Annotated in this window: 18 protein-coding genes and 1 pseudogene; 9 read left to right on the forward strand and 10 right to left on the reverse strand. The window is 61.8% G+C overall.

The features are described 5' to 3' along the window. Window positions 1-272, reverse strand: a pseudogene (locus BN1119_RS15290) (NTP transferase domain-containing protein); the annotation flags it as partial. Window positions 273-532: 260 nt separating this feature from the next. Between BN1119_RS15290 and BN1119_RS15300 the strand changes: the two are divergent. Together BN1119_RS15300 and BN1119_RS15305 are read left to right on the forward strand one after the other, a co-directional pair. Beyond that, a complete protein-coding gene (locus BN1119_RS15300; protein WP_041999851.1) occupies window positions 533-2,248 on the forward strand; it encodes an NAD-dependent malic enzyme in 1,716 nt (571 codons plus the stop codon). A 301-nt stretch (window positions 2,249-2,549) separates the two neighbouring features. After that, window positions 2,550-3,788 (forward strand): uracil-xanthine permease family protein, encoded by a 1,239-nt coding sequence (locus BN1119_RS15305; protein WP_041999854.1) that lies wholly within the window; start codon window positions 2,550-2,552, stop codon window positions 3,786-3,788. A gap of 106 nt (window positions 3,789-3,894) precedes the next feature. Here BN1119_RS15305 and BN1119_RS15310 read toward each other — a convergent pair whose 3' ends face one another. Continuing rightward, window positions 3,895-4,605, reverse strand: a complete 711-nt coding sequence (locus tag BN1119_RS15310) for a lipopolysaccharide kinase InaA family protein (protein ID WP_052448076.1) — start codon at window positions 4,603-4,605, stop codon at window positions 3,895-3,897. A gap of 274 nt (window positions 4,606-4,879) precedes the next feature. Here BN1119_RS15310 and BN1119_RS15315 point away from each other — a divergent pair, with 274 nt between their 5' ends. After that, the gene (locus BN1119_RS15315) at window positions 4,880-5,620 is read left to right on the forward strand and encodes a dienelactone hydrolase family protein (RefSeq protein ID WP_041999857.1); all 741 of its coding nucleotides are present in this window, start codon (window positions 4,880-4,882) and stop codon (window positions 5,618-5,620) included. Between the two features lie 98 nt (window positions 5,621-5,718). After that, the gene (locus tag BN1119_RS15320) at window positions 5,719-6,288 is read left to right on the forward strand and encodes a lipid-binding SYLF domain-containing protein (protein ID WP_041999860.1); all 570 of its coding nucleotides are present in this window, start codon (window positions 5,719-5,721) and stop codon (window positions 6,286-6,288) included. 33 nt (window positions 6,289-6,321) lie between these two features. Here BN1119_RS15320 and pgl read toward each other — a convergent pair whose 3' ends face one another. After that, window positions 6,322-7,368 (reverse strand): 6-phosphogluconolactonase, encoded by a 1,047-nt coding sequence (pgl, locus tag BN1119_RS15325; RefSeq protein ID WP_041999863.1) that lies wholly within the window; start codon window positions 7,366-7,368, stop codon window positions 6,322-6,324. A gap of 199 nt (window positions 7,369-7,567) precedes the next feature. Further along, window positions 7,568-8,323: a helix-turn-helix transcriptional regulator gene (locus tag BN1119_RS15330; protein ID WP_041999866.1), complete on the reverse strand. Its 756-nt coding sequence runs from the start codon at window positions 8,321-8,323 to the stop codon at window positions 7,568-7,570. A 256-nt stretch (window positions 8,324-8,579) separates the two neighbouring features. On the opposite strand from BN1119_RS15330, the gene BN1119_RS15335 reads away from it, so the two are divergent. The 5 genes from BN1119_RS15335 (at window position 8,580) to BN1119_RS15355 (ending at window position 16,136) form a co-directional block, all read left to right on the forward strand. After that, window positions 8,580-9,659, forward strand: a complete 1,080-nt coding sequence (locus tag BN1119_RS15335) for a substrate-binding domain-containing protein (RefSeq protein WP_041999869.1) — start codon at window positions 8,580-8,582, stop codon at window positions 9,657-9,659. 57 nt (window positions 9,660-9,716) lie between these two features. Beyond that, window positions 9,717-11,201 (forward strand): sugar ABC transporter ATP-binding protein, encoded by a 1,485-nt coding sequence (locus tag BN1119_RS15340; protein ID WP_041999872.1) that lies wholly within the window; start codon window positions 9,717-9,719, stop codon window positions 11,199-11,201. A gap of 17 nt (window positions 11,202-11,218) precedes the next feature. Next, on the forward strand, window positions 11,219-12,196 hold the full coding sequence (locus tag BN1119_RS15345; protein ID WP_084205505.1) for an ABC transporter permease: 978 nt from the start codon (window positions 11,219-11,221) through the stop codon (window positions 12,194-12,196). Between the two features lie 30 nt (window positions 12,197-12,226). Then, a complete protein-coding gene (locus tag BN1119_RS15350) occupies window positions 12,227-13,834 on the forward strand; it encodes a glycoside hydrolase family 3 N-terminal domain-containing protein (protein ID WP_041999879.1) in 1,608 nt (535 codons plus the stop codon). 112 nt (window positions 13,835-13,946) lie between these two features. Continuing rightward, entirely contained in the window at window positions 13,947-16,136 is a 2,190-nt protein-coding gene (locus BN1119_RS15355) for a carbohydrate-binding protein (RefSeq protein WP_244463749.1), read from the forward strand. A gap of 160 nt (window positions 16,137-16,296) precedes the next feature. Here the strand turns inward: BN1119_RS15355 and mscK are convergent, their stop codons facing one another. The 6 genes from mscK to BN1119_RS15385 form a co-directional block, all read right to left on the reverse strand. Further along, window positions 16,297-19,599, reverse strand: coding sequence for a mechanosensitive channel MscK (gene mscK / locus BN1119_RS15360; protein ID WP_041999883.1), 3,303 nt, complete (start codon window positions 19,597-19,599; stop codon window positions 16,297-16,299). 142 nt (window positions 19,600-19,741) lie between these two features. Further along, window positions 19,742-21,154, reverse strand: a complete 1,413-nt coding sequence (pykF, locus tag BN1119_RS15365; RefSeq protein WP_041999885.1) for a pyruvate kinase PykF — start codon at window positions 21,152-21,154, stop codon at window positions 19,742-19,744. Window positions 21,155-21,462: 308 nt separating this feature from the next. Then, complete coding sequence (locus BN1119_RS15370) at window positions 21,463-22,668, reverse strand: transporter (protein WP_041999887.1); 1,206 nt, start codon at window positions 22,666-22,668, stop codon at window positions 21,463-21,465. A 69-nt stretch (window positions 22,669-22,737) separates the two neighbouring features. Next, complete coding sequence (locus BN1119_RS15375) at window positions 22,738-23,415, reverse strand: hypothetical protein (RefSeq protein WP_041999890.1); 678 nt, start codon at window positions 23,413-23,415, stop codon at window positions 22,738-22,740. A 7-nt stretch (window positions 23,416-23,422) separates the two neighbouring features. Next, a complete protein-coding gene (locus BN1119_RS15380) occupies window positions 23,423-24,100 on the reverse strand; it encodes a C39 family peptidase (protein WP_041999893.1) in 678 nt (225 codons plus the stop codon). Window positions 24,101-24,154: 54 nt separating this feature from the next. After that, window positions 24,155-25,285: a hypothetical protein gene (locus BN1119_RS15385; RefSeq protein WP_244463750.1), complete on the reverse strand. Its 1,131-nt coding sequence runs from the start codon at window positions 25,283-25,285 to the stop codon at window positions 24,155-24,157. Window positions 25,286-25,335: the final 50 nt, after the last annotated feature.

Here is a 25,335-nt window from a genome sequence, read left to right on the forward strand (position 1 = left end):
CCCGCCTCCATGCCCGCGAGAGGCCCCTGAAAATCGACCTGTCGATCGGCGATGACGGGAGCCAGGGCGCGATAACGCTCCTCGCTGCGATTGGCATTGATCAGCACCTCGTCCACCTGGGGGCGCAAACGCTCCAGCACGTGGGTTATCAGGGGCTTGCCCGCCAGGGGCACCCAGCCCTTGTCATCGCCCCCCATGCGGGTGGCGCGGCCACCGGCCAGGATCACGGCACTCACGGGAAAAGGCGGGCGGGTCGGGCTCTTGATCTTCATGACGCTCCATGGGGTCGATAGGGGGGACATGCCGCGCCCGGGATGCCGGGCTGCGGGCGGCATGGCAAGTGCACCGATCTTGCGCCAAGGGCCCCGCCGGGGCAAGCCCATCCCGGCCCGGTTCCGGCAGGAGAGGGCGTTTTGGCCGCAGGGTATGGCCGAGCTCACAAAATCGAATGGTCAAACGTCATATGATCGCGTTCTTATGGGTCTTGCACTCCTGCCAACTGGCAACTTCATGTAAATCAAAGAGAATGACTATGGCTACTGGACAATATCTGCTCTGGAAAGATGCAGAAGGCAACGCCTTTCGCCCCGTGTCCCTCACCGGCACAGACTTGCTCAACAACCGCTACCTCAACAAGAGCACGGCCTTCACCGAACAGGAGCGGGCCGACTTTGACTTAGATGGCCTGCTGCCGCCCCAGGTGCAGACGTTCGAGGCCCAGCTGGAGCGGGTCTATCAGGGATTTCAGAGCGCCTGCAGCGACATCGAGAAGTATCAGTACCTGAGGGCGCTGCAGGACAGGAACGAGACCCTGTTCTACGCCCTGCTCTCCCGCCATGTGGAGGAGATGACCCCCATCATCTATACCCCCACGGTGGGCAAGGCGTGCCAGGAGTTCAGCCATCGCTTCCAGAAGGCACGCGGCCTCTACATCACGCCGCACAATGTCGAGGAGATGGGGGCCCAGGCGCGTCACTTCGACAGCAAGGCGATCCGCATCATAGTGGTCACCGACAGCCAGGGGATCCTCGGCATCGGCGATCAGGGTGTGGGGGGCATGGGCATTCCCATCGGCAAGCTCTCCCTCTATACCCTGGCCGCGGGCATCCATCCCGCCTGCTGCCTGCCCATCGCGCTGGACGTGGGGACCGACAACCAGGCGCTGCTGGACGATCCCATGTACCTGGGTCAGCCCCACAGACGTATCCGCGGCAAGGAGTATGACGACTTCATCGACAAGTTCGTGGCCGGGGTCCGCCGTCATTTCCCCAATGCGGTGCTGCAGTGGGAAGACTTCAGCAAGTCCAACGCCTTCAACAACCTGGCCCGCTACCAGCAGGCGTTGCCGTCGTTCAATGACGACATCCAGGGCACGGGGGCCGTGGTGCTGGCGGGGATCATCGGCACGGTCAAGGCCAAGGGGGAGACCCTGGGGGAGCAGACCTATCTGGTCTATGGCGCCGGTGCCGGCGGGGTCGGGGTGGCGGATCAGATCTGCGCCGGCCTCATCCGCGAGGGGCTTGAGCCCCAGGCGGCGCGGGATCGCATCTACATCCTCGATAGCCAGGGGCTGGTGTGCGACAACCGGGAGGGGCTGGACGAATACAAGCGCCGCTACGCCAAGCCGGGGACCCTGCTCGCGCAGTGGGACACAGAGACGGCGGGGCGTGCCAGCCTCACGGACGTGTTGCGCCAGGTGCCGGTGACAGTGCTGCTGGGCACCAGCGGAGTGGGGGGCGCCTTTCGGGAGGAGCATATCCAGCTGATGCTGAGCCACTGCGAGCGCCCCATGGTGTTCCCCCTCTCCAACCCGACCGCCAACTGCGAGGCCCTGCCGGCGGATATCTATCGCTGGAGCCAGGGCCGCGCCGTGGTCGCCACCGGCAGCCCCTTCGCGGATGTCGAGTACGAGGGGGAGCGCTATCGGGTCGGCCAGGGCAACAACGTCTTCATCTTCCCCGGGGTGGGGCTGGCGGCCATCGTCGGTCAGGTCAGGGAGATAGGGGCCGACATGTTCACCACGGCGGCCTTCGCCCTGGCGGAGTGCGTGAGCCCGGATGATCTGGCCCGTGGCACCGTCTTCCCGCCGATCCGCTCCCTGCGGGCCATCTCGGTACGGGTCGCCACCGCTGTGCTCAAGGACATAGTGCGCCGGGATCCGGGTCACCCCCTGATCGGCCAGGATCTGGAACAGCACATCCTCAGCCATATGTGGGAGCCGACCTATCTGCCCTATCGCCGGGTCTAGGCAGCAACTTCATGATCAGCAGGCGGCCCTCGGGCCGCCTCGTTCGTCTCTGGCTCACGAAACAGACAAATAAAAGATTGTCTCGTGAGCAAACGATTGGCATTTTCGGGAAAGGTGCGTAAAATCGCGTCCTCGATGCTTGTAGCAACGAATCCCGCCTAAAAGGTTAGTTTCCTGCCCTCCCCAAGCAGTAAAAGGTCACGATTGACGCTTTTCTGTGTCATTTTTGCCTTGAAGATATGTTGTGATGATTGAAAAGTGTGACATTTGGCTGTCAGTCATCAAAATCGTAAGGACGCTCATGTTTTCCTTAGTCAAGCAAAGTGTCGCCGGGCTGCAAATCCTGTTTGTCGCCTTCGGTGCCATGGTGCTGGTGCCCCTGCTCACCGGTCTGAACCCCGCCATGGCATTGCTCGGCGCCGGTGTCGGCACCCTGCTGTTCCAGCTCTGCACCCGCCGTCAGGTCCCGATCTTCCTCGGCTCCAGCTTCGCCTTCATCGCCCCCATCATCTATGCCACCCAGACCTGGGGACTGCCCTCCACCATGTTTGGCCTGTTTGCCGCCGGCTTCATGTACTTCATCCTGGCCGCCATCATACGGGTGCGGGGCATAGGCCTGGTACACAAGCTGCTGCCCCCCGTGGTGATTGGCCCCGTGATCATGGTGATCGGCCTGTCGGTGGCCCAGGTGGCCTGCAACATGGCCATGGGCCGCGCCGGCAGTGAACAGGTGGTCGATCCGACCACGGCCCTGATCCTGGCGGGCATCTCCCTCGCGGTGACCCTGATTGCGGCCGTGTTCTGCAAGGGCTGGATCAAGCTCATCCCCATTCTCTCCGGCGTCATCGCCGGTTATGTGGCCGCCGTGCTGATGGGGCAGGTGAGCTTCGAGGGGATGGCCAATGCCCCCTGGCTGGCGCTGCCCCACTTCGAGACTCCGGAGATCAACTGGGCCGCGGCGCTGTTCATGCTGCCGGTGGCCATCGCCCCCTGCATCGAGCACATCGGCGGCGTGCTGGCCATCGGCGGCGTGACCGGCAAGGATTACACCAAGGATCCCGGCCTGCACCGCACCCTGGCTGGTGACGGCATCGGTGTCTGCTTCGCCGGCTTTATCGGCGGTCCCCCCGTCACCACCTATGCGGAAGTGACCGGCGCCGTGATGATCACCCGCAACTTCAACCCGGTCACCATGACCTGGGCTGCGGTGTTTGCCATCATTCTGGCCTTCTTCGGCAAGTTCAACGCCCTGCTCACCTCCATCCCCATGCCGGTGATGGGCGGCATCATGCTGCTGCTGTTCGGATCCATCGCCGCCATCGGTCTCAAGACCCTGGTGGAGTCCAAGGTGGATCTGGGGCTGGCGCGCAACATCGCCATCGTGGCCGTGACTCTGACCGTGGGCGTCGGCGCCCTGGAGATGAAGATTGGCGACTTCGCCCTGGCCGGTGTCGGTCTGGCCTCGGTGGCCGCCATCCTGCTCAACCTCATCCTGCCCCAGCATTCCGAAGAGGGTGCCATGGAGTCCGCCAAGGACTGAGCGACGATTCGTCCACCACAAGGATGACAAGAGGCCACCCCAGGGTGGCCTCTTCTTGTTGCATTACGTCCCGCCGGGACGCACTGCCTCGCCCGGGCGAGACCGGTTATGTGGCCTGGTGGGCACGGTCCAGCTGTTCCAGCTGGTTGAGCAGGTAGTCGCGATACGCCTGGCCAAACAGCTTGCCCGGCTCAAGGGAGGCGATCAGGGCCTGCCTGCGCTGGGCGCGCAGCAGAGGAAGGCGGCGCACATGGGTATCTATCCAGACGATGGTACCGGAAGGCGCCTGCATCAGATTGCCGAGATGGAGATCCCTGTGGTAATAGCCGCGCCTGGCCAGCCGGAAGATGTCCCTGGCCATCTGACGCAGCAGGGCGAGTCTGCCCGCCTCGTCGGCGTGCTGAAAATAGGTTTCGCCAGACTGGTGATCCTGCAGGTAGGTCACGGCGAGAAAGGAGCCGAGCGGGTTGAGGGGATTGAGGGCGAGACCGGCAGCGGTGCAGGGCACCACCTTGAGCTCGGCCTGGCGAAGCAGGCGATTGCTGCGCCATTCCCGGAGGGCATCGATATGGCCGATCAGCCGCTTGCCGAGCAGGTCTCGACAGAACCAGCGCAGGGTCCAGCGAGGGTACTTGTCGGGGACCAGCTTGCAGAGGCTGTTGCTGGGAGAATGGTGCCAGAAGAGGCTGCTTCCCTGTCGTTCGCACTGCCGGGTATGACTGGTTTTGTCCAGGATCCAGCTGGGCAGATGGAGATCGTCATTGATCATCAGATAGTAGTGTTTGCGACCATTGAAGTTGAGGGTGGTCAGTGTCATAGCGCAGTTTTTTTATAAGAGTGGCCCATGGTTTGCCATTCTCGCCCTGGCAAGCTGACGGCAGCTGAATGGCGAGCCAGAAAGTGGCGTCACAGGGGCGCTGCCCTGATCTCCGCTTTTGCTCGCTCCCTGGTGCCAAGTGCTGTGGTCAAGGTATGCGACACCGGAAGAAGGGGGCGAGCATGAGGAGCCGGGCCGGGCACCGGGGGCATCGTCACGGCTGGGATGCTGGCGACTACACTCAGGGGCGTCGTTCACAGTCAAGGAGAGGAAGATGAAGACGAGAGGGATGCTGGCCCTGCTTGGGCTCATATGGGGGGCTGCCGCCCAGGCGGGAGTGGTGCGCTACCAGGTCGATGGTCAGCCCTTCGAGGGCTATTACCTGGCCGCCGCCGACAAGCAGGCCCCCCTGGTGGTGGTGGTTCACGACTGGGACGGGTTGACGGAATATGAGGTGAAACGGGCCGAGATGCTGGTCGGGCTCGGCTACAGCGTGTTCGCGGTGGACTTGTTCGGTGCCGGAGTCAGGCCGACCGAGGTGGAGGAGCGCAAGCGGCTCACCGGAGCCCTGTATCAGGACAGGGCCAAGATGCGCAAGCTGTTGCAAGAAGGGCTCGCCGAGGCGGGCAGACAGGGGGGGCGGCTCGACAATGCGGTGGCGATTGGCTACTGCTTTGGCGGCGCCGCCGTGCTGGAGCTGGCCCGCAGCGGCGCCAGCCTCAAGGGGATCGTCAGCGTCCATGGCGGCCTGACCACCCCCCAGGGCCAGGACTACCAGCAGGCCAAGGGGCGGCTGCTGATCCAGCATGGCAGCGCCGACGAGGCCGTCTCCCTCACCGATCTGGCGACCCTGATCGGCGAGCTGGAGGCGGCAGGGGTCAACCATGAGGCGACCAGCTACAGCGGCGCCCCCCACGCCTTCAGCGTGCTGGGTGGCGCCAACTACCGTGCCGACGCCGATGCCAAGTCCTGGCTGCGCTTCACCGAGTTTCTCGGCGAGGTGACCAAGGGCTAGGAATGGTGGCAGAGAAGGGGCCAGATTGCCCCTTGCCCCGGATGACAGGGGAGAGGGGCTCTGGCCATCGCGGGAGTGAGACGAAAAGGAGTGATGAAATGCGTCAATGGATTCAGATGTTGGCCGTGCTGCTGCTCGTCGGCTGCGCCGCCAAGGGGGATACCCCGGCCGAGCAGCGCAACAGCATCTTGCAGATGCGTCAGCAGGCGCTCTCCACCTTGTATGGACAGGATCCCAACATCAGACAGGAAGTGGCGAGATCCCGAGGCTATGCCGTTTTTACCAATGTGAACAACAACCTGCTGCTGCTCAGCGCGGGCAGTGGTTACGGTGTGCTCCGTGACAACCGCACCGGCCGTGACACCTATATGAAGATGGCGACGGCGGGGATGGGGATCGGCATGGGGATCAAGAAATTCCAGGCGTTGATCATCTTCAACGATGTTGCCGCCCTGGATCGCTTCATCACGACCGGCTTCGATGCCAGCGCCCAGGCGGATCTGGCCGCCAAGTCGGCGGACGATGGCAAGGTGGTGGTCAGCGAGGCGGCCAACGCCGATTTCCAGAAGGTGAAGATGTATCAGCTCACCGAGCAGGGGGTGGCGGTGCAGGCCACCATGCAGGGTTATAAATACTGGCCGGATGATGAGCTCAACACGGCCCGATAACCCTGAACGGATCCTCTCCACACGCGGCGCTTGTCAAGGCGCCGCGTCCATTTCTGCGGCCCGGGCTCCCTGGATGCCCTTGCCCAGAATCAGCACCCTCACCCACATGGCCCCTTCCCCCACCGGATGGCGGGCGATGAGCTCGAGCTGGCCGCTCCCGGGATCGATGCGGTGCAGGGCGACCTGTCGGGACTGCTGCCCGGTGGCGATGAGCCAGCGGCCGCCGTGGTCGATGGCAAAGCCGCGGGGACAGGACTCGGTCGGGAAGTGGCCGAGCGGGGTCAGGGTGCCGTCCTTCTCGTCGACGCCGAACAGGGTGAGCAGGCTGCTGGCCCGCTCGCTGGTATAGAGAAAGCGGCCATCCGGGGTCAGGTGAATGTCGGCCCCCCAGCGCTCCCCCTGGTAGCCTGCCGGCAGCATGTCCAGGCTTTGCCGCGGGCGGATGCGGCCATCTGCTTCCCTCTGGTAACGGTTGAGGGTGCCATCGAGTTCGTTCAGGCAGTAGAGATCGCCGTTGCCCGGGTGCAGGGCGAGATGACGCGGCCCTGCGCCGGGGGCGGTATGGATGTCGCCCTGGGGGTGGGGAGCCAGGCGAGCGTCATCGTTCAGGGCGAAGCGGCGGATGACATCCTCCTTGAGGCAGGCTACCAGCAGCTCCTGTGCCCCCTCTTTCCCCGCAAGCCAGGTCACCGAGTGGGCGGCCATCAGGCCGTCGAGACGCTGGTGGGGAGCCTGCACCCGGCCCGTCTCGTCCATGGCGGAGACGCTGACATGGTCGAAGGCGTAGGAGGCGGCGAAAAAGAGGCGCCCCCTCCCATCCGTGCAGGTATGGGAGGCACTGCCTGCGAGCGGCGCCGACGCCGGTTCGCCGAGTCGGCCATCGGCCAGGATGGGATAGCTCAGCACGCGAAAGTCGGGCCGTACCCCGGCATAGAGCCAGCGTCGATCAGGGCTGATGACCAGGGGTTGTACCTGGTCCCCGGTCTGCACCTGTTGCAAGGGGGTCAGCCCCTCTTCGCTCAGCGCAAAGACATGGATCAACCCGCTGAGCGGATTGGCGACATAGACGACTTGTTGCATGCAGTTCTCCTTTGCGCCGATCACTATCAGTCAGTGGGGCAGTGGGCCATTGTCCACATTGAGCTTGCCCCCGCGCCTGGCCAGTCCCGACCCTGTTGCCGCGCGCGCTATTTTTCCAGGCTGAGCAGCTCCAGGCTGAGCAGATAGTTGCGCAGCTTGACCCCGCGGCTGGCCTGCCCCGACCCTGTTGCCGCACACGCTATTTCTCCAGGCTGAGCAGATAGTTGCGCAGGTTGACGCCGCGATTGGCCAATCCCAGTTTGATGCGCACGCTGTTGCGGTGATTTTCCACCGTCTTGCGCGCCACATTGAGGGCGCTGGCGATCTCCTGGCTGGACATGCCGCTGCGAATAAATTCGGCCACCTGCAGTTCCGAGGGGGTCAGTACCGCCAGCAGGCGCTGGTTTCCCTCCTCCTGCAGGCTGTTCTCCATGCTGGTGCGGATAAGCTCCAGGCACATCTTGAGGGCCGGATCCTGGATCTGGGCGAGCTTTTGCTCGACCTCGGGCAGGTGGCGGGCGATCAGTTGCAGACGCGGTTCGCCGGAGGCCGCCGGGTTGTCACCGAGTGCGGCCAGGGAGTGGCCCAGCTCGTTGATGAGACGGTGATCCTGCTCGATGGCGGAGGCATCCTGGTCCTCGCTCGGCTTGATCTGCAGGCACCAGATGCGGACACCGTCCGTGCCATCGTGGGCGAACAGCTCGAAGGCGAGGTTGAGGATCTCGAACTGCAGGGGGGGCAGGTTGGCCCGGATCCGCTGGCGGATGGCTCTCAGGTGATCGGGTCCTACCAGAAACACCAGGTCGTCGAGGCGGCTGAGGGTCAGGGTATCCACCGGATAGCTGGATGCCACCACCTGCTCCTGCTCATCGAAGCTGATGAAATAGATGTCATTGCGCGCCAACAGTCGATGGCAGAGTCCCTGCTCGTCTGTGGGGGTCAGCTTGTTGCTCATGTCCGATCCAGTCCTGCCTCTCTCATCTCGCCCGTGTCTCCTGATCCGTCCGGTTTTCCGCCCCTGTGTTGCCGCCTGTTCACTCAAGAAATACCCAGGCAGCCAGGTTTATTTTTATGGGTAATTAACAATTAATAAACATTTTGTGAGGCGGATCCCGAAAACAAGCCGCGCTTTAGTGAGGTATGTCTCATTAATGGCTATAAAACACCTAGATAATACCTACAGACCACTCAATGGATATAGGGAGAATACCATGTTGGCAATGCGCTCACACTGTTTACTGGCGGGACTGATCGCCACCCTGCTGCTGGGCACCCCGGCCCACGGCGCCGATATCACCACCACCCTCGGGCCGAACGGTGAACAGCCGACCCCCTATACCCAGGTAACACTCACCCCGGCCCAGCAGGAAAAGGTGAGGGCCCAGGACTACACGGCCGCCATCCTGATGCACACCACCTCGGACTGGTCCAGTGCCCTCATCAAGGGGGCCAAGGACAAGTTCCAGGAGTTGAACGTCAAGGTGGTGGCTGTCACCGATGCCGAGTTCAATGCCAACAAGCAGAAGACGGACGTGGAAACCGTGATGGCCATGGCTCCCGACATCATTCTCACTCTGGTGGTCGATCCCGTCTCCGGCGCCGCCGCCTTTCGTCCCGCGGTGCAGCAGGGCAGCAAGCTGGTGCTGATCAGCAACCTGCCGACGGGGTTTGAATACGGCAAGGATTACGCCGGCATCGTCACCGATGATCTGTTCGAAATGGGGGGACTGGCCGCCGACATGCTGGCCAGGACGGTGGGGGAGCAGGGCAAGATAGGTTTCATCTACCACGAGGCGAACTACTACGTCACCAACCAGCGGGATCAGGCGGTGCTGACCCATCTGGCCAAGCGCCACCCCGGCGTCCAGATCCTCGCCAAGCAGGGCATCGCCAACGCCAATGACGGCGAGGTGGTGGCCTCGGCCCTCATCACCCAGCACCCGGACATCCAGGCCATCTATGCCCCCTGGGACTCCATCGCCGAAGGGGTGGTGGCCGCGACCCGCGCCGCCGGGCGCAGCGACATCAAGGTGATCACCATGGATCTGGGGGCTGCCAATGCCCTGGACATGGCCAAGGGGCGCAACGTGGCCGGCATAGTGACCGACCTGCCCTACGATCTCGGCCAGACCCTGGCCACCATGGGCACCCTGGCCAAGCTGGGGGAGCGGACCCCGCCCTTCGTCACCGTCTCCGCCGATGCGGTCACCCGGGACAATCTGGCCGAAGCCTGGCAGCAGGCCCTGCGCCGGGATCCGCCCGCCGCCGTGACCAAGGCACTCAGCCAGTAATCCCAGGGGCCGCCGCCGTGGCGGCCATCACGCCCATCACAGGGAAGGAGTCATCACATGGAGCTGTACGCCATCGAGGCGAGCGGTATCAAGAAGGGGTTTGACGGCATCCCCGTGCTCAAGGATGTGTCGTTTCGCCTCAAGCGGGGCGAGGTGCATGCCATCGTCGGCCAGAACGGCGCGGGCAAGTCGACCCTGGTCAAGCTGCTCAACGGTTTTCATGGCCGTGATGGCGGCGAGGTGCTGCTGTTTGGCAAGCCCTGCCGCTTCGCCAGCCCGAAAGAGGCCCAGGCCGAGGGGATTGCCATGGTCTATCAGGACTTGAGCCTGGTGCCGACCCTGTCGGTGGCCGACAACATCTTCCTGGCCGGTGGCGGGGAGCCTGGGTCTCTCATCTCCAACCGGGACAGAATACGCCGGGCCGGGCCCCTGCTGGCCATGCTGGGGGTGACGCTGGATCCGGCCTGCGAGGTGGGGCGCCTGAGCGTCGGCCAGCAGCAGTTTGTCGAGATAGCCAAGGCCCTGGCCCAGAATGCCCGGGTCCTGGTGCTCGACGAGCCAACCGCCTCGCTGTCCAACAACGAGATCAACGAGCTGTTCAAGGTGATAGCCACCCTCAAGGAGCGGGGGATGTCCATCATCTACATCACCCACTACTTGAGCGACATCATGCGGGTCTGCGATGCCGTGACCGTGCTGCGGGACGGCCATACGGTGCTCGCCACCAACACCAGCAACACCAGCGTGGCGTCTCTGGTCGAGGCCATGCTCGGCAGCAAGGGGGATACCAGCCTGAGCTGGCCACGCCCGGCCCCGAGCGCCGATGCTGTTCCCCTGCTGGAGCTGGACGGCGTCTGCAACGGGCAGCTGCACGACATCTCCCTCAAGGTGATGCCGGGCCAGGTGGTGGGGCTGGCGGGCCTGCTTGGCAGCGGCCGCACCGAGATACTCGAGGCCATCTATGGCCTGACCCCCATCCAGGCCGGCGAGATCCGCATCGAGGGCAAGGCGGTGCGGATCCGCTCTCCCAAACAGGCCATCGCCCATGGCATCAACATGGTGCCCGAGGAGCGGCGCAGCCAGGGGTTGGTGCTCGATTTCTCCGTGGCCGACAACATGCTGATGGCCGCCTACGACCGCCTCAGCCAGGGGCTGAGTCTGGACAAGCCCAAGGGAGACGCCATGGTGCGCGCCCAGATCAGGAGCCTGGGGGTCAAGACCAGCGGCCCCGACCAGTCGGTGCGATTCCTGTCGGGGGGCAACCAGCAGAAGGTGGTGATAGGCAAGTGCCTCTCCACCGAGGCCAAGGTGCTGCTGCTCGATGATCCCACCTTCGGCATCGATATCCATGCCAAGTACGAAATCATGAAGATAGTGGACAGCTATGTCGCCGAAGGCAACGGCGCCATCTTCGTGTCGAGCGAGTATGCCGAGGTCGCCAGCTTCTGCGATCTCATCTACGTGGTGAACAAGGGACGCATTGTCGCCTGCCTGGAAGGGCGGCGAATGAATGAAGAGACGCTGCTGGCGGCGGTTCAATGACAAACGAGGAGTCAAGGATGAAAGAATTAACCCTGCCGGCCCCCAAGGGGAGCCGCATCAACTGGCGCGACTACATCATCTACTTGGTGTTCGTCGGCATCTTCGTGTTCTTCTCCGTGGTGCTCCACGACAAGGGCTTCCTGAGCGCCGTCAACCTGATGAACATAGCGCGCCAGACCGCCACCATCGCCATCATGGCGGTGGGCATGACCTTCGTGCTGAGCGCCGCCGAGATAGATCTCTCCTTCGGCGCCACCGTGGCCCTCAGCGCCATCGTCTCGGCCCTGACCCTGCAGGAGACGGACAGCATACTGCTGGCGGTCTCGGCGGCGCTGCTGGTGGGCACCATGATAGGGGCCATCAACGGCCTGTTCGTGACCCAGGTGGGCATCCCCTCCTTCCTGGTGACGCTCGGGACGACCGGCATCATCACAGGGGTCGCCCGCTGGTCTACCTCGCTCCAGTCCATTCCCATCGACAACGATCTCTATGTGTTCATCTTCGGCTCCGGAGACATAGGGCCCGTCTCTGTGCTCTTCATCTGGGCTCTGCTGGTGACCGTCATCGGGGCCCTGGTGCTGCGCAACACCCGCTTTGGCAAGCAGGTGCTGGCCACGGGGGGCAACAAGATCTCCGCCATGTACTCGGGCATCAACATCAACCGCATCAAGCTCTACGTGCTGATGCTCAACGGCTTTCTCGCCGCCCTCGCCGGCATCCTCTACTCGGGACGGCTGCAGAGCGCCCGCTACACCCTGGGGGAGAACGACCTCATGCTGGTGATCGCCGCCGTCATCATCGGCGGCACCAATCTCTTTGGCGGCAAGGGCATGGTGGTGGGATCCGTCATCGGCGCCCTCATCATGGGCATGGTCAACAACGGCCTGATCCTGATGGGGCTCAACGTGGATCAGCAGCTGATCCTGCGCGGCATCATCGTCATCGTCGCCGTCACCTTCACCATGGGGCAGCTCAAGCAGCTTCGCAAAAAATAACTTTATTATCATAGCGTTAAGGACAACATCATGAAGATAGATCCCAAGGTGGCGAACATCATCTCCGGCTGGAGTCTCAAGGAGAAGGTGGGTCAGCTGTTTATTCTGGCCTTCCCCGGCAAGTCGGCCGACAAGATCCGCCCCATGATCACCGAATACAACCTGGGGGGCTGTTATCTGAGCCAGGACAACGGCGATACCTTCGCCGAAGCCCGGCAGTTGACCCGGGAGCTGGCCAGCATAGGGAGCGAGCAGGACCGCCTGCCCCTGCTGCTGGGGGTGGATCAGGAGGGGGCCTGGGGCGTGCTGGTGGGAGAGTCCACCACAGGGCCTGGCAACCTGGCCCTCGGCGTGGCCGAGACGGGGCAGGAGACGGAGCGCATGTATCGGGTCATGGCCGAAGAGATGCGCTTTGCAGGCTTCAACTGCATCCTGGGACCCTGCTGCGACGTCAATCTGAACCCAGGCTCTCCCATCATAGACACCCGGGCCTTCGGTGACAGGCCCGCCAAGGTGGCACTCCATGCGGCGGCGGCGGTGCGTGGTCTGCATCAGGGCGGCATCTGCGGCAGCGGCAAGCACTTCCCGGGGCACGGGGATACCCATGGCGATACCCACAGGGAGATCCCCAGGGTCGACAAGTCCCTGGACGAGTTGCGTGCCCAGGATCTGCGCCCCTTCCAGGCCGCCATCGATGCCGGGGTGGATCTCATCATGACCAGCCATATCCTCTACCCCCAGATTGACGGGGACCACCCGGCGACCCTTTCCCGAGTCATCTTGCAGGATCTGCTGCGCGCCGAGATGGGTTTTGACGGCATCATCATCTCAGACAGCATGAACATGGGGGCCATCGTCCATCACTACTCCCCCGCCACGGCGGCGGTGCAGGCGCTCAAGGCGGGCATCACCATGATCATGCTCTCGGAGGAGCATTACGATCACAGCGACGCCTACCTCGACAAGCAGTTCGCCATGATCCACGGCATCATGGCCGCGGTGGCGGCGGGGGATCTGGACGAGGCGGTGATCGATGCCGCCCTGGTCCGCATCGTCGCCTTCAAGCTCGCCAAACTGGTGCCCATGGCGCGCTATCAGCCTATCGACATGGCGGGCAACCAGCAGGTGGCCATGGGCTGTGCCGGAGCGGCCCTCACCTGGTTGCGTCAGGTGCCCGAGCTGGGGGAGGCCCCCTTCTATGTGCTCAACGCCACCCCGGCGGCCAGCTATCACAACCTCACCAACCCCAGGGGCATAGGCCCCAATCAGAAGGAGCCGGCCTTCGATCACTTCCTCGCCGCCCTGAGCCGGGGCAAGCGGCTGGTGCGCGCCGTCATGGTCGATCAGCTGGAGAGCCTGGGAGACGGCTGGCTGTTGGTGGTGACCGAGAACCACCCCCTGCCTGGGGAGGATTTCGCCCAGGAGGAGGCCCAGGCCCTGGTGCGCCGACTCAGCCGCGAGGTGGAGAAACTGATCGTCGTGGCGCTGCGCAGTCCCTATGACCTGCTCGGTTACCCGGATGTGCGCTATTACCTGTGCAGCCACTCGGCTCGGCCCGAGAGTGCCCGCGCCGCCGCCGAGGTGTTGCTTGGCACGCCGGCAACCCAGCAGGGGAGGGCGGTGAGCCTGGTCAGTTAAGGTTTGGTTTTCCTGCCATCCCGGATGGCGGGTTATCTCCTAGGTGTCTGTGGTTGGGAGCTTGTGTGGGCGTTTGCCCAGTGATTAATGGACTAATACGAGGGTTCAAGCTTTGAAAACCACCATGAAGATAGTGTCGGCAACCGTGTTGCTGGCGTTGGCTGCCCCTGCCCTGGCGGCGAAGGGCGGCACCCAGGACTTCCTGGATGCGCTGCGCGATTTCGAGTCAGGCATCAATCCGGCGCTGGCCGATTTCTATCTGCAAAACCTCGACAACCCCGTCTATACCTATGCCCAGGTGACGGCGCCGGGTCGTCTGGTGCGAGACTGTTCCACCGGCACCATGCTCTCCGAACCCACCACCATCAGCGGCTTCTTCAACAAGCTGGGGGTGGGCAATATCTACAACCCGGCCACCCCGACCGATGCGGCCATGTTCAGGACCATGCAGTACAACTCCCTGAACGCCTGGGGTTTCATCGGCTATCAGCTGGGGGAGGCTGTGCTGATCGATGCCGGCTACTACAGCCCGAAACAGGTAACGGTGGACGGCAAGGAGTACGACAGCTTCTACATGTTCGTGCCGGACTCCACCTGGGCCGGTTGCAAGACCGAGGCCCTGGCCGAGATCGAGGGCTCGGGTGGCAACAAGGTCTATGTAACGGACGTGAACCGCTGGCAGGGCACCTTCGTTGGCAAGAATGGCGTCAACAGCCTCGCGGATCTGCGCCTGCCCGAGAAGCAGGAGCTGGTGATGCGCGATGCCATGCATTTCAACTATCAGGTGATCAGCAAGCTGCTCAAGGACGCCAACATGACCTGGGCCCAGGCCCTGGCCAAGAGCTGGCCCGATACCGATGACAACGGTCAGCCCATCCAGGTGCAGGCCACCATGTCCGGCATACTGGCGGCGGCGCACCTGCGTGGCGCCTGGGGGGTGGGATCCCTGCTCACCAAGGATCAGATCACCTGCGACGAGCTCGGCACCTGCATCACCAAGTACGTCCACAAGTTCGGTGATTACAACAGCCTGTTCGATACCCCGGGGGACAGCACGACCCAGGGCTCGCCCTATGATGAGGTGCTGACGGCGGGCTGGGGCAATGACACTGTCATCACAGGTGGCGGCAAGGATCAGATCCTGCTCAACGAGCAGGCAAACGGTCTGACCACTGTCAACGACTTCACCGTCGGAGACGATCTCATCGTCTTGCGTGGCTGGAGCCTGGCCGACCCCCTGGCGGATCTGGTGATCGGCGAGGTGGCCGAGGGCGCCGAGCTGCAGTTCGCCGGTCAGCGGGTGCTGCTCAAGGGCGTCAGCGCGGCTTCGGTACAGGCCAACCCGGCTGCCGTCATCACCAAGTCCGACATCTACACCCTGGCCTGGAACTCGGGCAAGCAGGTGGTGCAGGGCTTCGATCCCGCGGTCGACAAGATTGCGGGCAGCGCCGGCATCGGCTTCAAGCATCTGAAAGCCTATGAAACCGCCACGTCCGTGGTGATGGGTCCCCAGGCGGAAGATGGCGGCATCTACTCCTCCTTCGAGCTGGTGGGGCTGACCCTCAATGATCTGCGGCCCGAGATGTTCAGCAATGTGACCGGCAGTTACGATCGCCTCGGTTACATAGTGCCGCTCAGCTCTCTGAACTGGGGCTGGAACATGACCCTGGTGGTCAATCGCTTCGATCCGGCCAAGACGGTCATCACCACCCCGAGCAATCAGCCGGTGCCCTTCTCCGGCATCAAGCTGACTCAGGAGGGGAGCGATGTGGTCATCACCCTGGTGGAACCCTACGCCAAGGGCGATGCCAAGAAGATAGTGTTGAAGAACACGGCGGTGAACACCATCACGGCCGCCAACTTCGCCGGTTTCAGCGGCAGCTACAGCGAGGCCACCATCGACATTCCCGTCTTCTTCGACATCAGTGTGGACATAGGCACGGGTGGTACCATCTCTCCGGCACCGGCGAACGGCATCCTGCAAGGGAAAGGCGGCACCAACGTCACCGTCACCCTGCTGCCCGATACCGGTTACAAGGTGAAGTCCCTCATCGTCGATGGGGTGGCGCAGGCCGTGACAGGCAGCTACACCTTCAATGCCTTGAATGGGGCTCATAGCCTGTCGGTCAGCTTCGAGCCTGGCAGCAGTAGCACTTGCCCGGCGAGCTGGGCAACCGGCTCCGTCTATACCACGGGCAATCAGGTGACCTACAACGGCAACATCTATGAGGCCAAGTGGTGGAGCAGCGGCAACGTGCCGAGCGCCGGGGATCCCTGGAAGCTGATAGGCCCCTGCAGCTGAGGGGGCAGCACATAGAGATAGACCAGACAGGCCCCTTCGCGGGCCTGTTTTCGTGGTGGCGTCCGTTCGCGACTGGCGCCGGCAGAGGGCAAAAGCGACAGGCCCTGAAGCGGGCCTGTCTGGTAGCAAGGGTGGTCGCCCCTCGGGGGGCGGCAAGGGATCAGGCCGGTTTGTCCTCACCCGGGGCTGGCTGGGGGCTGTGGGACGCTATCTTCTGCTCGTCCCCCTGCATGTTCTTGATGTAGACATCCATCTGGTTGAAGGCGATCTCGATGCCATGCTCCTTGAACAGCCTGTCTATGGTGCGGTTGAGTTCGTCGATGGCGGGGTTGCGATCCCCCAGTTCGTTGACGAAGAAGCGCAGCTCGTGGTCCAGGGTGCTGGCACCGAAGGTGAGGAAATAGACCAGGGGTTCCGGCTCCTTGAGTACCCGGCTGTTGGACTGGGCAGCCTGCATCAGCAGCTGGCGGGTCAGATCGAGATCCGAGCCATAGGCCACCCCGACCCGGGCGATGACCCGGGTGACGGTATCGGACAGGGACCAGTTGATCAGCCGCTCCGTCATCAGTTGCTGGTTCGGGATGATCACCTCCTTGCGGTCGAAGTCGGTGAGGGTGGTGGAGCGGATCCGGATCTTGTTGACCGTGCCCGAAATGGTGCCGATGGTGACCGTATCCCCGATCCGTACCGGCCTCTCGAACAGTATGATGATGCCGGAGATGAAGTTGGAGACGATCTGCTGCATGCCAAAACCGATGCCGACCGAGAGACCGGCGGCGAGCCACTGCAGCTTCTCCCACTGGACGCCCAGCATGGCCAGGGTGGTGAGGGTACCCACCCCTATCAGGGTGTAGTTGAGCATGGTGGTGATGGCGTAGGCCGACCCCTGGGCGAGGCGCATCTTGGAGAGCACCAGCACCTCCAGCAGACCGGGCAGGTTGCGGGCCAGCGACAAGGCGCCCGCCAGGATCAGCAGGCCTGTGATGACATCGCTCAGGCTGATGGGGTAGAGCACGGCGTTGGCACCTGTCCCCTCGCTCTTGTGCCAGAGCACCACGCTGTCGAGGTAGGTGAACACCGCAATCAGATCGGACCAGAGCCAGTAGAAGGCGACGCCGAAGATGGCGAGCAGCACGATGCGGGTCAGCCGCAGGGATTGCTGGCTCACCTCTTCCAGCGCCATGGGTTGCTCCTCGATGGACTCGCTCCCTTCCGCATCCTCCTGGGCCTTGTGCTCGCGGCGCGCCACGGCACGGCGCCAGGCGAGGCGACGGGCCGCCAGCTCCAGACCGCGCAGGGCGGTGCGATAGACCAGGCTCCACAGCAGCAGCAGGTAGAAGGACTCGATGAGCCGGCCGGTGAGCTTGAGCGCCGTGTAGTAGTAACCAAACAGCACCAGGCCGATGAGGGCGATGGGGGTCAGCACCAGCAGCAGGGTGAACAGGGAGGACATCATGCCCAGGCCGCTCTTGAGTCTGGTGCGCAACAAGGGGTAGAGCAGCCAGGCCGTGAGTCCCAGTAGGATCAGGGTCATGGTCTGACCGAGGACATCGTTGCCCAGGGTGGAGGGTTCGATCACCGCCTTGGTGGAGAGCATGATGAGGGGCATCAGGGTGAACCAGAGCGCGCGCAGATGCTTGTGCTTGCTGATCAGCTCCTCCTTGGGCAGACGAAAATGGAGTTCGCCCATGCCCCCCGGCCGCATGACGGCGAGGTAGATGCTGAAGACCAGGTAACCCAGGGCCAGGTTGAGGGTGATCTGCATGGTCAGGTTGACGCTGAGCAGGCCGTTATAGGCGATCAGCAAGCCGGCGGCGCAGATGAAGAGCGCCCCCGGCAGGGAGAGCAGGGCCGTCATCATCAGTGCCTTGGGGGTGTGCCACTGGCTGTCTTGCCGAAAACGTCCCAACTCCTTGTTGATGCGTTGCAGGCGTTGCTTGATGGCTTGGCGCTTCCACAGCAGCAGCAGCCCTATGATGATCAGGGGCAGGGCAAGCAGGCTGATGGCGAGCAGCACCTTGAGCCAGTCCTTGGGTGTCAGGGTCCAGTCACTTATCTGCTTGGCGACCTGGCTCGGCCAGGAGAGGAACCACTTGCCGTCGATGGCCTTGTTGCTGCTGACCCAGAAGATGTGCTGTTGCAGGGTCAGTTCGATGGAGGCATAGACGCGGGCAAGCTGCTGCTGGGTCAGCTGCAGGCTGATGGCATTGGTGAGCTGGGCGTCGAGCTGGCGGTTGAGCTGGTCGAGCAGGGAAATCCGGGTATCGAGCAGGTGCGAGAGGTTGTCCCTGTCTTCCTCGCTGACGGCGAGGCCGCTGCTGTCGATCAGCTTGTCGAGGAACTGGTTCTTCTGAAACAGCTGGTCTCGCTGCTGGCTCAATTCGAACTGGGCCAGATGAAGGTCGGCTATCTGCTCCTCCAGGTTCTTGACCGCGCTGGTGGGGGCCGTTTCCAGCTGCTGGTAGAGCTGATAGAGGATCCGTGACAGCAGCAGGTTGCCCTTGAGCATCTGCACCTGTTCGTTGAGGTTGCGTTCGGTCTGGGTGCCGCGCTCCAGCCAGCTTTTGGCCTGCAGATTCTTCTGCATCAGGGAGTTGAGGTTGTTGGTGGCCGAGACCAGCTGCTGGCTGAGCTGGTGGTTGAGCTCCTGCTCCCGCTGGACCAGGGGGTTGTCCTGGTTGGCGACCAGCTCCCCCGTCTGCTCGGCGGTCTTCTCGGTATTGCCGAGTCGCTTGGCACTGATCTCCTTTTGCAGCAGTTGCAGCTTCTGCTCTTCCAGGGCGAGACGGGCATTGTGATAGTCCCGCTGCTTGATGGCGAGATCCTGCATGCTGGTACGGTTGTCCAGCTCCTTTTGCAGGTAGGCGAGCTGCAGGTCGAGCAGGGCCTGCTCGGCCGTCAGCTTGCTGCGCTCGGCGCTGCTCACCCCGTCGCCGGCATTGAGGCGGTTGCGCAGCTCCTGGCTACGCTGGTACGCCTTGCTCATGGTGCTTTGTGCCCGCTCGGGCAGGGTCTGCAGATTGGTGATCTGGCTGGCGATGGCCCCCAGTGATTCCTGGGCATTCTGCATGTTGGCCATCACCTCGGGCTGACGGCTCTCCAGCTCGTCCAGGCTCATGGCGGCGTACTCGTTGGCTATCTGCTCGGCGCTCTTGCCCTGAGCCAGGGCCTCGAGGCGAGTCGATATCTCCTTGAGATCGGCGGGCAGGGCCTTGATCCGCTGGCTCTGGACCTTGGCCTTGGTGTTTTCCTTGTCGATGCTGTCGAGCAGGGCGAGGGTCTCGCTCAAGAAGGCCTTGTCCGCCTGCTGGCCGGCGGTCAGGTTGTCGGACTTTGACAGGGCGTCGAGTTGACGCTGGACGCCGTCCTGCCGGGGCAGATCCTGGGCCAGGGCCTGACCTGCCGACAACATGATGAGCAGAGACAGCAGGGTGGCGACGCGTTTGAACGTGAATGAGGGCATAGAGGTTCCGCTGATGACCTTGAGAGCGGGTAAGACCCGCACTGATAATTGCGCGAGATTCTAGCACTCACCTCGCTGGGGAAGCAGAGGGGGCAATAAAAAAAACGGCGCCCGAAGGCGCCGTTTTCATCTGTCCTGTCGCTTACAGCACGTGGACGGAGGCGGTGTTGGTGGTACCGCTCGGTACCAGGGCACCGGAAACCATGACGACTACGTCGCCCTTCAGGCCCATGCCGCTTTCCAGCGCCGCTTCCTTGCCGATGCGATAGAAATCGTCGGTGGAGGCGATGTTGTCAACCACGTGAGTCATCACACCCTTGGTCAGTACCAGCTGGGCAGCGGTCTTCTTGTTGGTGGTGATGGCCAGGATCCAGGCTTTCGGGAAGTACTTGCGGATGGCCTTGGCGGATTTGCCGCCTTCGGTTGCTACCACGATCAGCGGGGCATCCAGCTTCTGAGACGTCTCCACCGCACCTTTGCACACGGCTTCGGTGATGCGCAGCTTGTTGCTGTCGTTGGCAGCAGACAGGTTGGACGGCATGACGCCATCGGTACGCTCGCAGATGGTGGCCATGATGGTCACGGCTTCCAGCGGATACTTGCCCTTGGCGGACTCACCGGACAGCATGACGGCATCGGTGCCGTCCAGGATGGCGTTGGCCACATCGCCCGCTTCGGCGCGAGTCGGACGCGGGTTCTTGATCATGGAGTCCAGCATCTGGGTCGCGGTGATGACCACTTTGCGTGCCTTGTTGCACTTCTCGATGATCATCTTCTGGGCGAAGATCACCTCTTCCACCGGGATCTCGACACCCATGTCGCCACGGGCGACCATGATGCCGTCGGAGACAGCCAGGATCTCGTCGAAGTTGTCCAGGCCTTCCTGGTTTTCGATCTTGGAGATGATCTGGATATTCTCGCCACCGTGGGCCTTCAGGTGCTCACGGATTTCCAGCACGTCTTCCTGCTTGCGGATGAAAGAAGCCGCAACGAAATCAACACCTTGCTCACAGCCGAAGATGAGGTCGCGCTTGTCTTTCTCGGCCAGGGCCGGCAGCTTGATGGAAACGCCCGGCAGGTTGACGCCCTTGTTCTCACCCAGATCGCCGTTGTTGAGCACCTTGCAGATGACTTCACGTTCGGTGATTTCGATGACGTCCATGCCGATCAGGCCATCGTCAACCAGGATGCGGTTGCCGACGCGCAGATCGTTGGCGAAGCCGGCGTAGGTCACGGCGACCTTGTCCTGATTGCCAATCACGGTCTGATCAATGGTGAAGGTGAATGTCTGGCCGGCGACCAGAGAGACATCGTTGCCACCTTCCAGTTTCATGGTACGGATTTCCGGACCCTTGGTGTCGAGCAGGATAGCGGCTTGCTTGCCAGTCTCGGCCATGACTTCACGCAGGTTGTTGATACGACCGCCGTGCTCGGCGTAATCACCGTGAGAGAAGTTAAGGCGCATGACGTTCATGCCGGCATCCAGCATCTTGGCCAGCATTTCTTTGGATTCGGTCTTGGGACCTATGGTGCAGACGATTTTGGTCTTTTTCATGTCAGTCTTCATGGTTAAGGAGTTTCCGCCGAGTAATATACACCAGTTTTTGAATACTTTTTATGATCCAGAAACAACGTTTTGAGCCAAAAATGCCTCATTTTGCGCGATAACGTTTTCGTGACCACGAGATTTTAGGCCCTAAAATAATGGCACTTTTCGCATCGAGCCCATATGTGGCTGATGGGTCATGGATCTGGCAGACAGGGAAGATGTAGTTAAATGACGATCTGGACCGACCTCTTGTTGCGGCCGGTGAAAGCATGCCTTCACCGGCCTGGGTGGGGGCCAGAGACGTGATCAGGATGCTAGAAACGATAGGGGAAACGGATCCCTATGCTGTAGTCGGGGGCGTCTGTCGTTAACCCTGCCGACCAGTTGACCGCCATGGAGAGCTTGTCCGTCATGGCCCAGGTTGCGCCCATGCCGAAGCTGGCAGCATTGGCATCGGAGCCCGTCACCTTCTCCATGGGGAAACCTTCGGAACCCTGCTCCGATTCCAGCGTGATGCGCTGGTTGATGTTGAACGACAGACTGAAGCGCTCGTTGAGGGCAAACGCCACCCCCAAACCATATTCGTACCAATCACCAAGCTGTATGCTGCCCGGCTGGTTGCCCGGTAGGTAGGAGATATCATTAAAGTCTCTTTTGAGGCTATGTCCATAGTTGAGGTTGGCGAACAGGATGGCCGGATCCAGGGTCTTGACCAGAGAGAAACCGGTCGAGAGTTGCCACAGGCCGTTGCCGGTGGCCAGCTCCTTGGGGGTGATCAGGTTGCCAGATTCCGAGGTATCGACTTCTATGCCGTAGGGATCCTTGCCGGTCGGTGCCTTGGCTCTCAGGTTCCAGACCAGATCCGGCCAGTTCTCGTCTTCGGCTAGCACCCGGTAGTAGATGGCCAGGCTCAAATCGCCCAGACCACCATCTGTGACGCTCTCCTCCTCGAAGTCACGACTGGAGTTCTCCTTGCCCGTGCTCTGGTAATTGGTGCTGCGCATCATGTAGGGAACGGCCAGTTCCAGCTGCCAGCGATCATTGATGGTGTAGCGGGTGACAAGGTCGGCAACCCATTGATCCGAACGAACCCGGTCGAGGTTGATCTCGCCGAGGAAGATGGCATCGAGGGCAAGAAAGCCACGCAAGGCGAGATCCTTGCGATTGTAATGTTGATAGGAGAGGCCGAAGTCGAGTACCCAGGCTCTGTCGAACACATTATGCTGCTCGATCATCAAGTCTTCCGTGCTACGCCCGGCCTCCGGGGTGCGACGTGTCGTATCCGCCTGGGCGGCCGTCGCTCCCGCCGTACCCGCGACGGCGCCAGTGGCTGCCGCCGCGTTATTTGAACTGGCTTTGACGGCCTCCAGACGGGCTTGTATCTGGTGGAGTGCCTGGTTTTGCTGGATCAGCTGTTGTCGCAGCAGGTCGAGTTGTTGTTGTAGCGCTTGCTCTTCCGCACTGGCTGCCAGACAGCTGAGCGGAGCCAGTGTCAGTAACACAATGGCGTGTTTTTTCATTGGATCCATCCTTGTTGATTTTTGTCTTTGTGTTAGCGCCGTCCAATGATGTCAAGTCAGCAAGAAACGTTAGCGGGAGAGCCAGATGCGAGTCTGATTAAGTGCTCGCAAGCCATCTCCTCTTACTCGGTTGAGCTGCAACAATCCCCGGCTGAAGTTGTCTCCTCGCAGACTCTGTTCCAGTAGGACGTGTCCATCGGCCGAGTTTAGTTGCAGTCCGGCATAATTGCCTGAGATCCGATAACTGGCGGTACCGAGTGCCCCCTGGCTCTCATAATTGCCGGCGACCACGCTCTGACCCACATTGGGTTGGGCGTTCAAGGCGATACCGGTCTGGTTGACGGCGCTATTGCCGCTGCCTTGAAGCTGAAGCACCTGTACCAGGCCAGAACCATTGATGTTGCTGGCGGCGGGGGCTTGCTCCTGAGACTGGCTCTTGAGCGTGGAACCGGGATCATTCTGGATACGGATATCCAGCTTGGGGTTGTTTTGGATCACGCTCAGGGTCAGGTTCATGGCTGCCGTCTGTTGTGCCTGGGCCGTGGTCAGGGTCGAGATGAACTCGATACCGAAATAGCGGATCCCTTGTGAGTTGACATAGCGGCCACGCAGGTTCGCCAGCGCGCTGTCTTCCAGTTGGGGGGCAAAGCTCTCCGAGAGGTGAGCCAGGGGATCCGGTAGAGCCAGAGCCGGGCCAGCCAAGCCTGTCAACAGGCTGGCGAGCCAAACAGAATGTAGGTTGTTCATATCGGCCTCACATCAGCTCCTTGTGCTGGAATCCAAACTCCAGCAAGGAGGTTTCATTGATTGGCGCGAACAGGCCATCTTTCCCTCGCACCGAGAGCGGGGGAGCCGGGTTGGCCAGTGGGGCATCCGGGCGGTATCCGGATCCGATCACTGCCAGCAGGATCCCGTTCCAACTCTCTTTGAATTCGTTGAACGAGATGATGCGATTACCAAGGGCTGGATCGGCCAGATAGACGCGGTCTTGTTTATCGATGGCACGCAGCACGGCGAAGTGCTGATAGCCACGAATATTGAGGAGGACTATGGTCGGGACTCTCACTTGGCGCAGTTTCTCATCGTCAAGTCGATAGCCTCTGACCCGCATGCCCAGCATTTGCAGATACTGCTTCATGTCGAGCATGGAAAAACCATAACGTTGTACCAGGGCTGGATCGGCCATGGCCATCATGCCATCCATGACCCAGCGCTCATTGGTCACTTGACCATAGGCGTAGCGCAGTATGGTCGCCACGGCGGCGGCCCCGCAGCTGAAATCGGTATATTGGCGCTCAATATTGGCAAAGCGCCGCTCCATGATGCTCTGAACTGGCTTGTTAAGACCGCCAACAGCCGGAAGGTGCTCACCAATAGGCAGGTTGGCAGCCCAGACTCCTTGGCAGAACAGCAAGAGAACTAGCCAGCGCATCTTCTCCTCCTTGAGCAGATAAAAGAGGGGGCCTGAGCCCCCTGTATAGACAGATTACTTGGCAAAACCTGCGGCCAGCGACAGGTTGTTCGCTTGCAGGTTGTTGGTGCCAGAGGCCACGTTCACCCCAATGTTGCCCACGGCGCCGTTGAAGGCTCCGCCATTGATTTTGGCGTGGTTGAAGGTTTCACGACTGGTGTAGGTATTGACCACGGGGATGTAGCCAACAGCTGCCCCTGCGAGCGCCACGTTACCCGCTTCCTTGAATTCGAATTTCGAATCATGGCTGCCATCGTCATCCTGGTTGTCATAGTCGATGTGGCCCCAGAGGCTGCCGCCATTGGGATGATCACCATCTTTCCAGATTTCCGGATAGACGTTATTGGACTGCTTGCTGGTTCCGCTGTAGGTACCACCTGCCACGAAGCCCATGGCAACTTTGTTGTAGCCCACGGTTTTGGTCGAGCTCAGGCTTTCGTTGGTGGTGAGGTTATTGGAGACGTTCTGGCTGTTGGCGACGGTGGCCACCGCCATGTTGCCGGTCGAAACGGAGGCTGCCATGTTGTTGGCCTGCACGTTACCCGAGCCGGATGCCACGTTGACCCCTATGTTGCCTGCCGCATCCTTGAAGGCGCCATCACCGATACCGGCCTTGTTCTGGTGACCTTTGTTAGAGGTCCAGTTGTGGCTGGCGCTCTGATCGGAGAAGATTTCCGCATCTGAAGAGCCGCCGGCAGCCCCGTTTTGACCGGGATAGCCACGACCCATCATGAACTCGGCATCGACCTCGTCATAGGCAGCCAGCGAGGCGCTGTTGCCTTGCACGTTGGAATCCCCCGCCGCGACGTTGGCGCCGACGTTACCGGACACATCCTTGAAGGAGCCGTCGATCTGGCTGGTGTTGTCGGTCCGGAAATTGGAGGTGCCAATCATGGAGCTGGATTGCTGGTTGTCCACCACAGCCATCCCCAGCTTGTTGACATTGATATAGCCACCCACGTTGACCCGGCCTTCATATTCCACATCCACCTCGGCTTTGACCTTCTTGGTCAGGGTGGCACCGGTTTCATCTCTGTCGCCTCTGTCATAGGCGAGTGCTGAGCCTGACATGGCCATGACGACCGCGGCGGCTAATGAGCTGTAAATAAGTCCACGCATAATGAGTCTCTCCATTGAGCTTGCCATGGGGGCTTTACCTTCGGCTCCTTTTATCCCTGGAGCGTCAGGGTGGGCCT

Source organism: Aeromonas bivalvium (genome assembly GCF_000819765.1).
In the GTDB taxonomy this organism is placed as follows: domain Bacteria; phylum Pseudomonadota; class Gammaproteobacteria; order Enterobacterales; family Aeromonadaceae; genus Aeromonas; species Aeromonas bivalvium.

Bases quoted from the DNA above. Each gene is read 5' to 3' on its own strand.
- BN1119_RS15300 (WP_041999851.1), top strand. From the start codon at position 533: ATGGCTACTGGACAATATCTGCTCTGGAAAGATGCAGAAGGCAACGCC.
- BN1119_RS15305 (WP_041999854.1), top strand. From the start codon at position 2,550: ATGTTTTCCTTAGTCAAGCAAAGTGTCGCCGGGCTGCAAATCCTGTTT.
- BN1119_RS15310 (WP_052448076.1), bottom strand. From the start codon at position 4,605: ATGACACTGACCACCCTCAACTTCAATGGTCGCAAACACTACTATCTG.
- BN1119_RS15315 (WP_041999857.1), top strand. From the start codon at position 4,880: ATGAAGACGAGAGGGATGCTGGCCCTGCTTGGGCTCATATGGGGGGCT.
- BN1119_RS15320 (WP_041999860.1), top strand. From the start codon at position 5,719: ATGCGTCAATGGATTCAGATGTTGGCCGTGCTGCTGCTCGTCGGCTGC.
- pgl (WP_041999863.1), bottom strand. From the start codon at position 7,368: ATGCAACAAGTCGTCTATGTCGCCAATCCGCTCAGCGGGTTGATCCAT.
- BN1119_RS15330 (WP_041999866.1), bottom strand. From the start codon at position 8,323: ATGAGCAACAAGCTGACCCCCACAGACGAGCAGGGACTCTGCCATCGA.
- BN1119_RS15335 (WP_041999869.1), top strand. From the start codon at position 8,580: ATGTTGGCAATGCGCTCACACTGTTTACTGGCGGGACTGATCGCCACC.
- BN1119_RS15340 (WP_041999872.1), top strand. From the start codon at position 9,717: ATGGAGCTGTACGCCATCGAGGCGAGCGGTATCAAGAAGGGGTTTGAC.
- BN1119_RS15345 (WP_084205505.1), top strand. From the start codon at position 11,219: ATGAAAGAATTAACCCTGCCGGCCCCCAAGGGGAGCCGCATCAACTGG.
- BN1119_RS15350 (WP_041999879.1), top strand. From the start codon at position 12,227: ATGAAGATAGATCCCAAGGTGGCGAACATCATCTCCGGCTGGAGTCTC.
- mscK (WP_041999883.1), bottom strand. From the start codon at position 19,599: ATGCCCTCATTCACGTTCAAACGCGTCGCCACCCTGCTGTCTCTGCTC.
- pykF (WP_041999885.1), bottom strand. From the start codon at position 21,154: ATGAAAAAGACCAAAATCGTCTGCACCATAGGTCCCAAGACCGAATCC.
- BN1119_RS15370 (WP_041999887.1), bottom strand. From the start codon at position 22,668: ATGAAAAAACACGCCATTGTGTTACTGACACTGGCTCCGCTCAGCTGT.
- BN1119_RS15375 (WP_041999890.1), bottom strand. From the start codon at position 23,415: ATGAACAACCTACATTCTGTTTGGCTCGCCAGCCTGTTGACAGGCTTG.
- BN1119_RS15380 (WP_041999893.1), bottom strand. From the start codon at position 24,100: ATGCGCTGGCTAGTTCTCTTGCTGTTCTGCCAAGGAGTCTGGGCTGCC.
- BN1119_RS15385 (WP_244463750.1), bottom strand. From the start codon at position 25,285: ATGGCAAGCTCAATGGAGAGACTCATTATGCGTGGACTTATTTACAGC.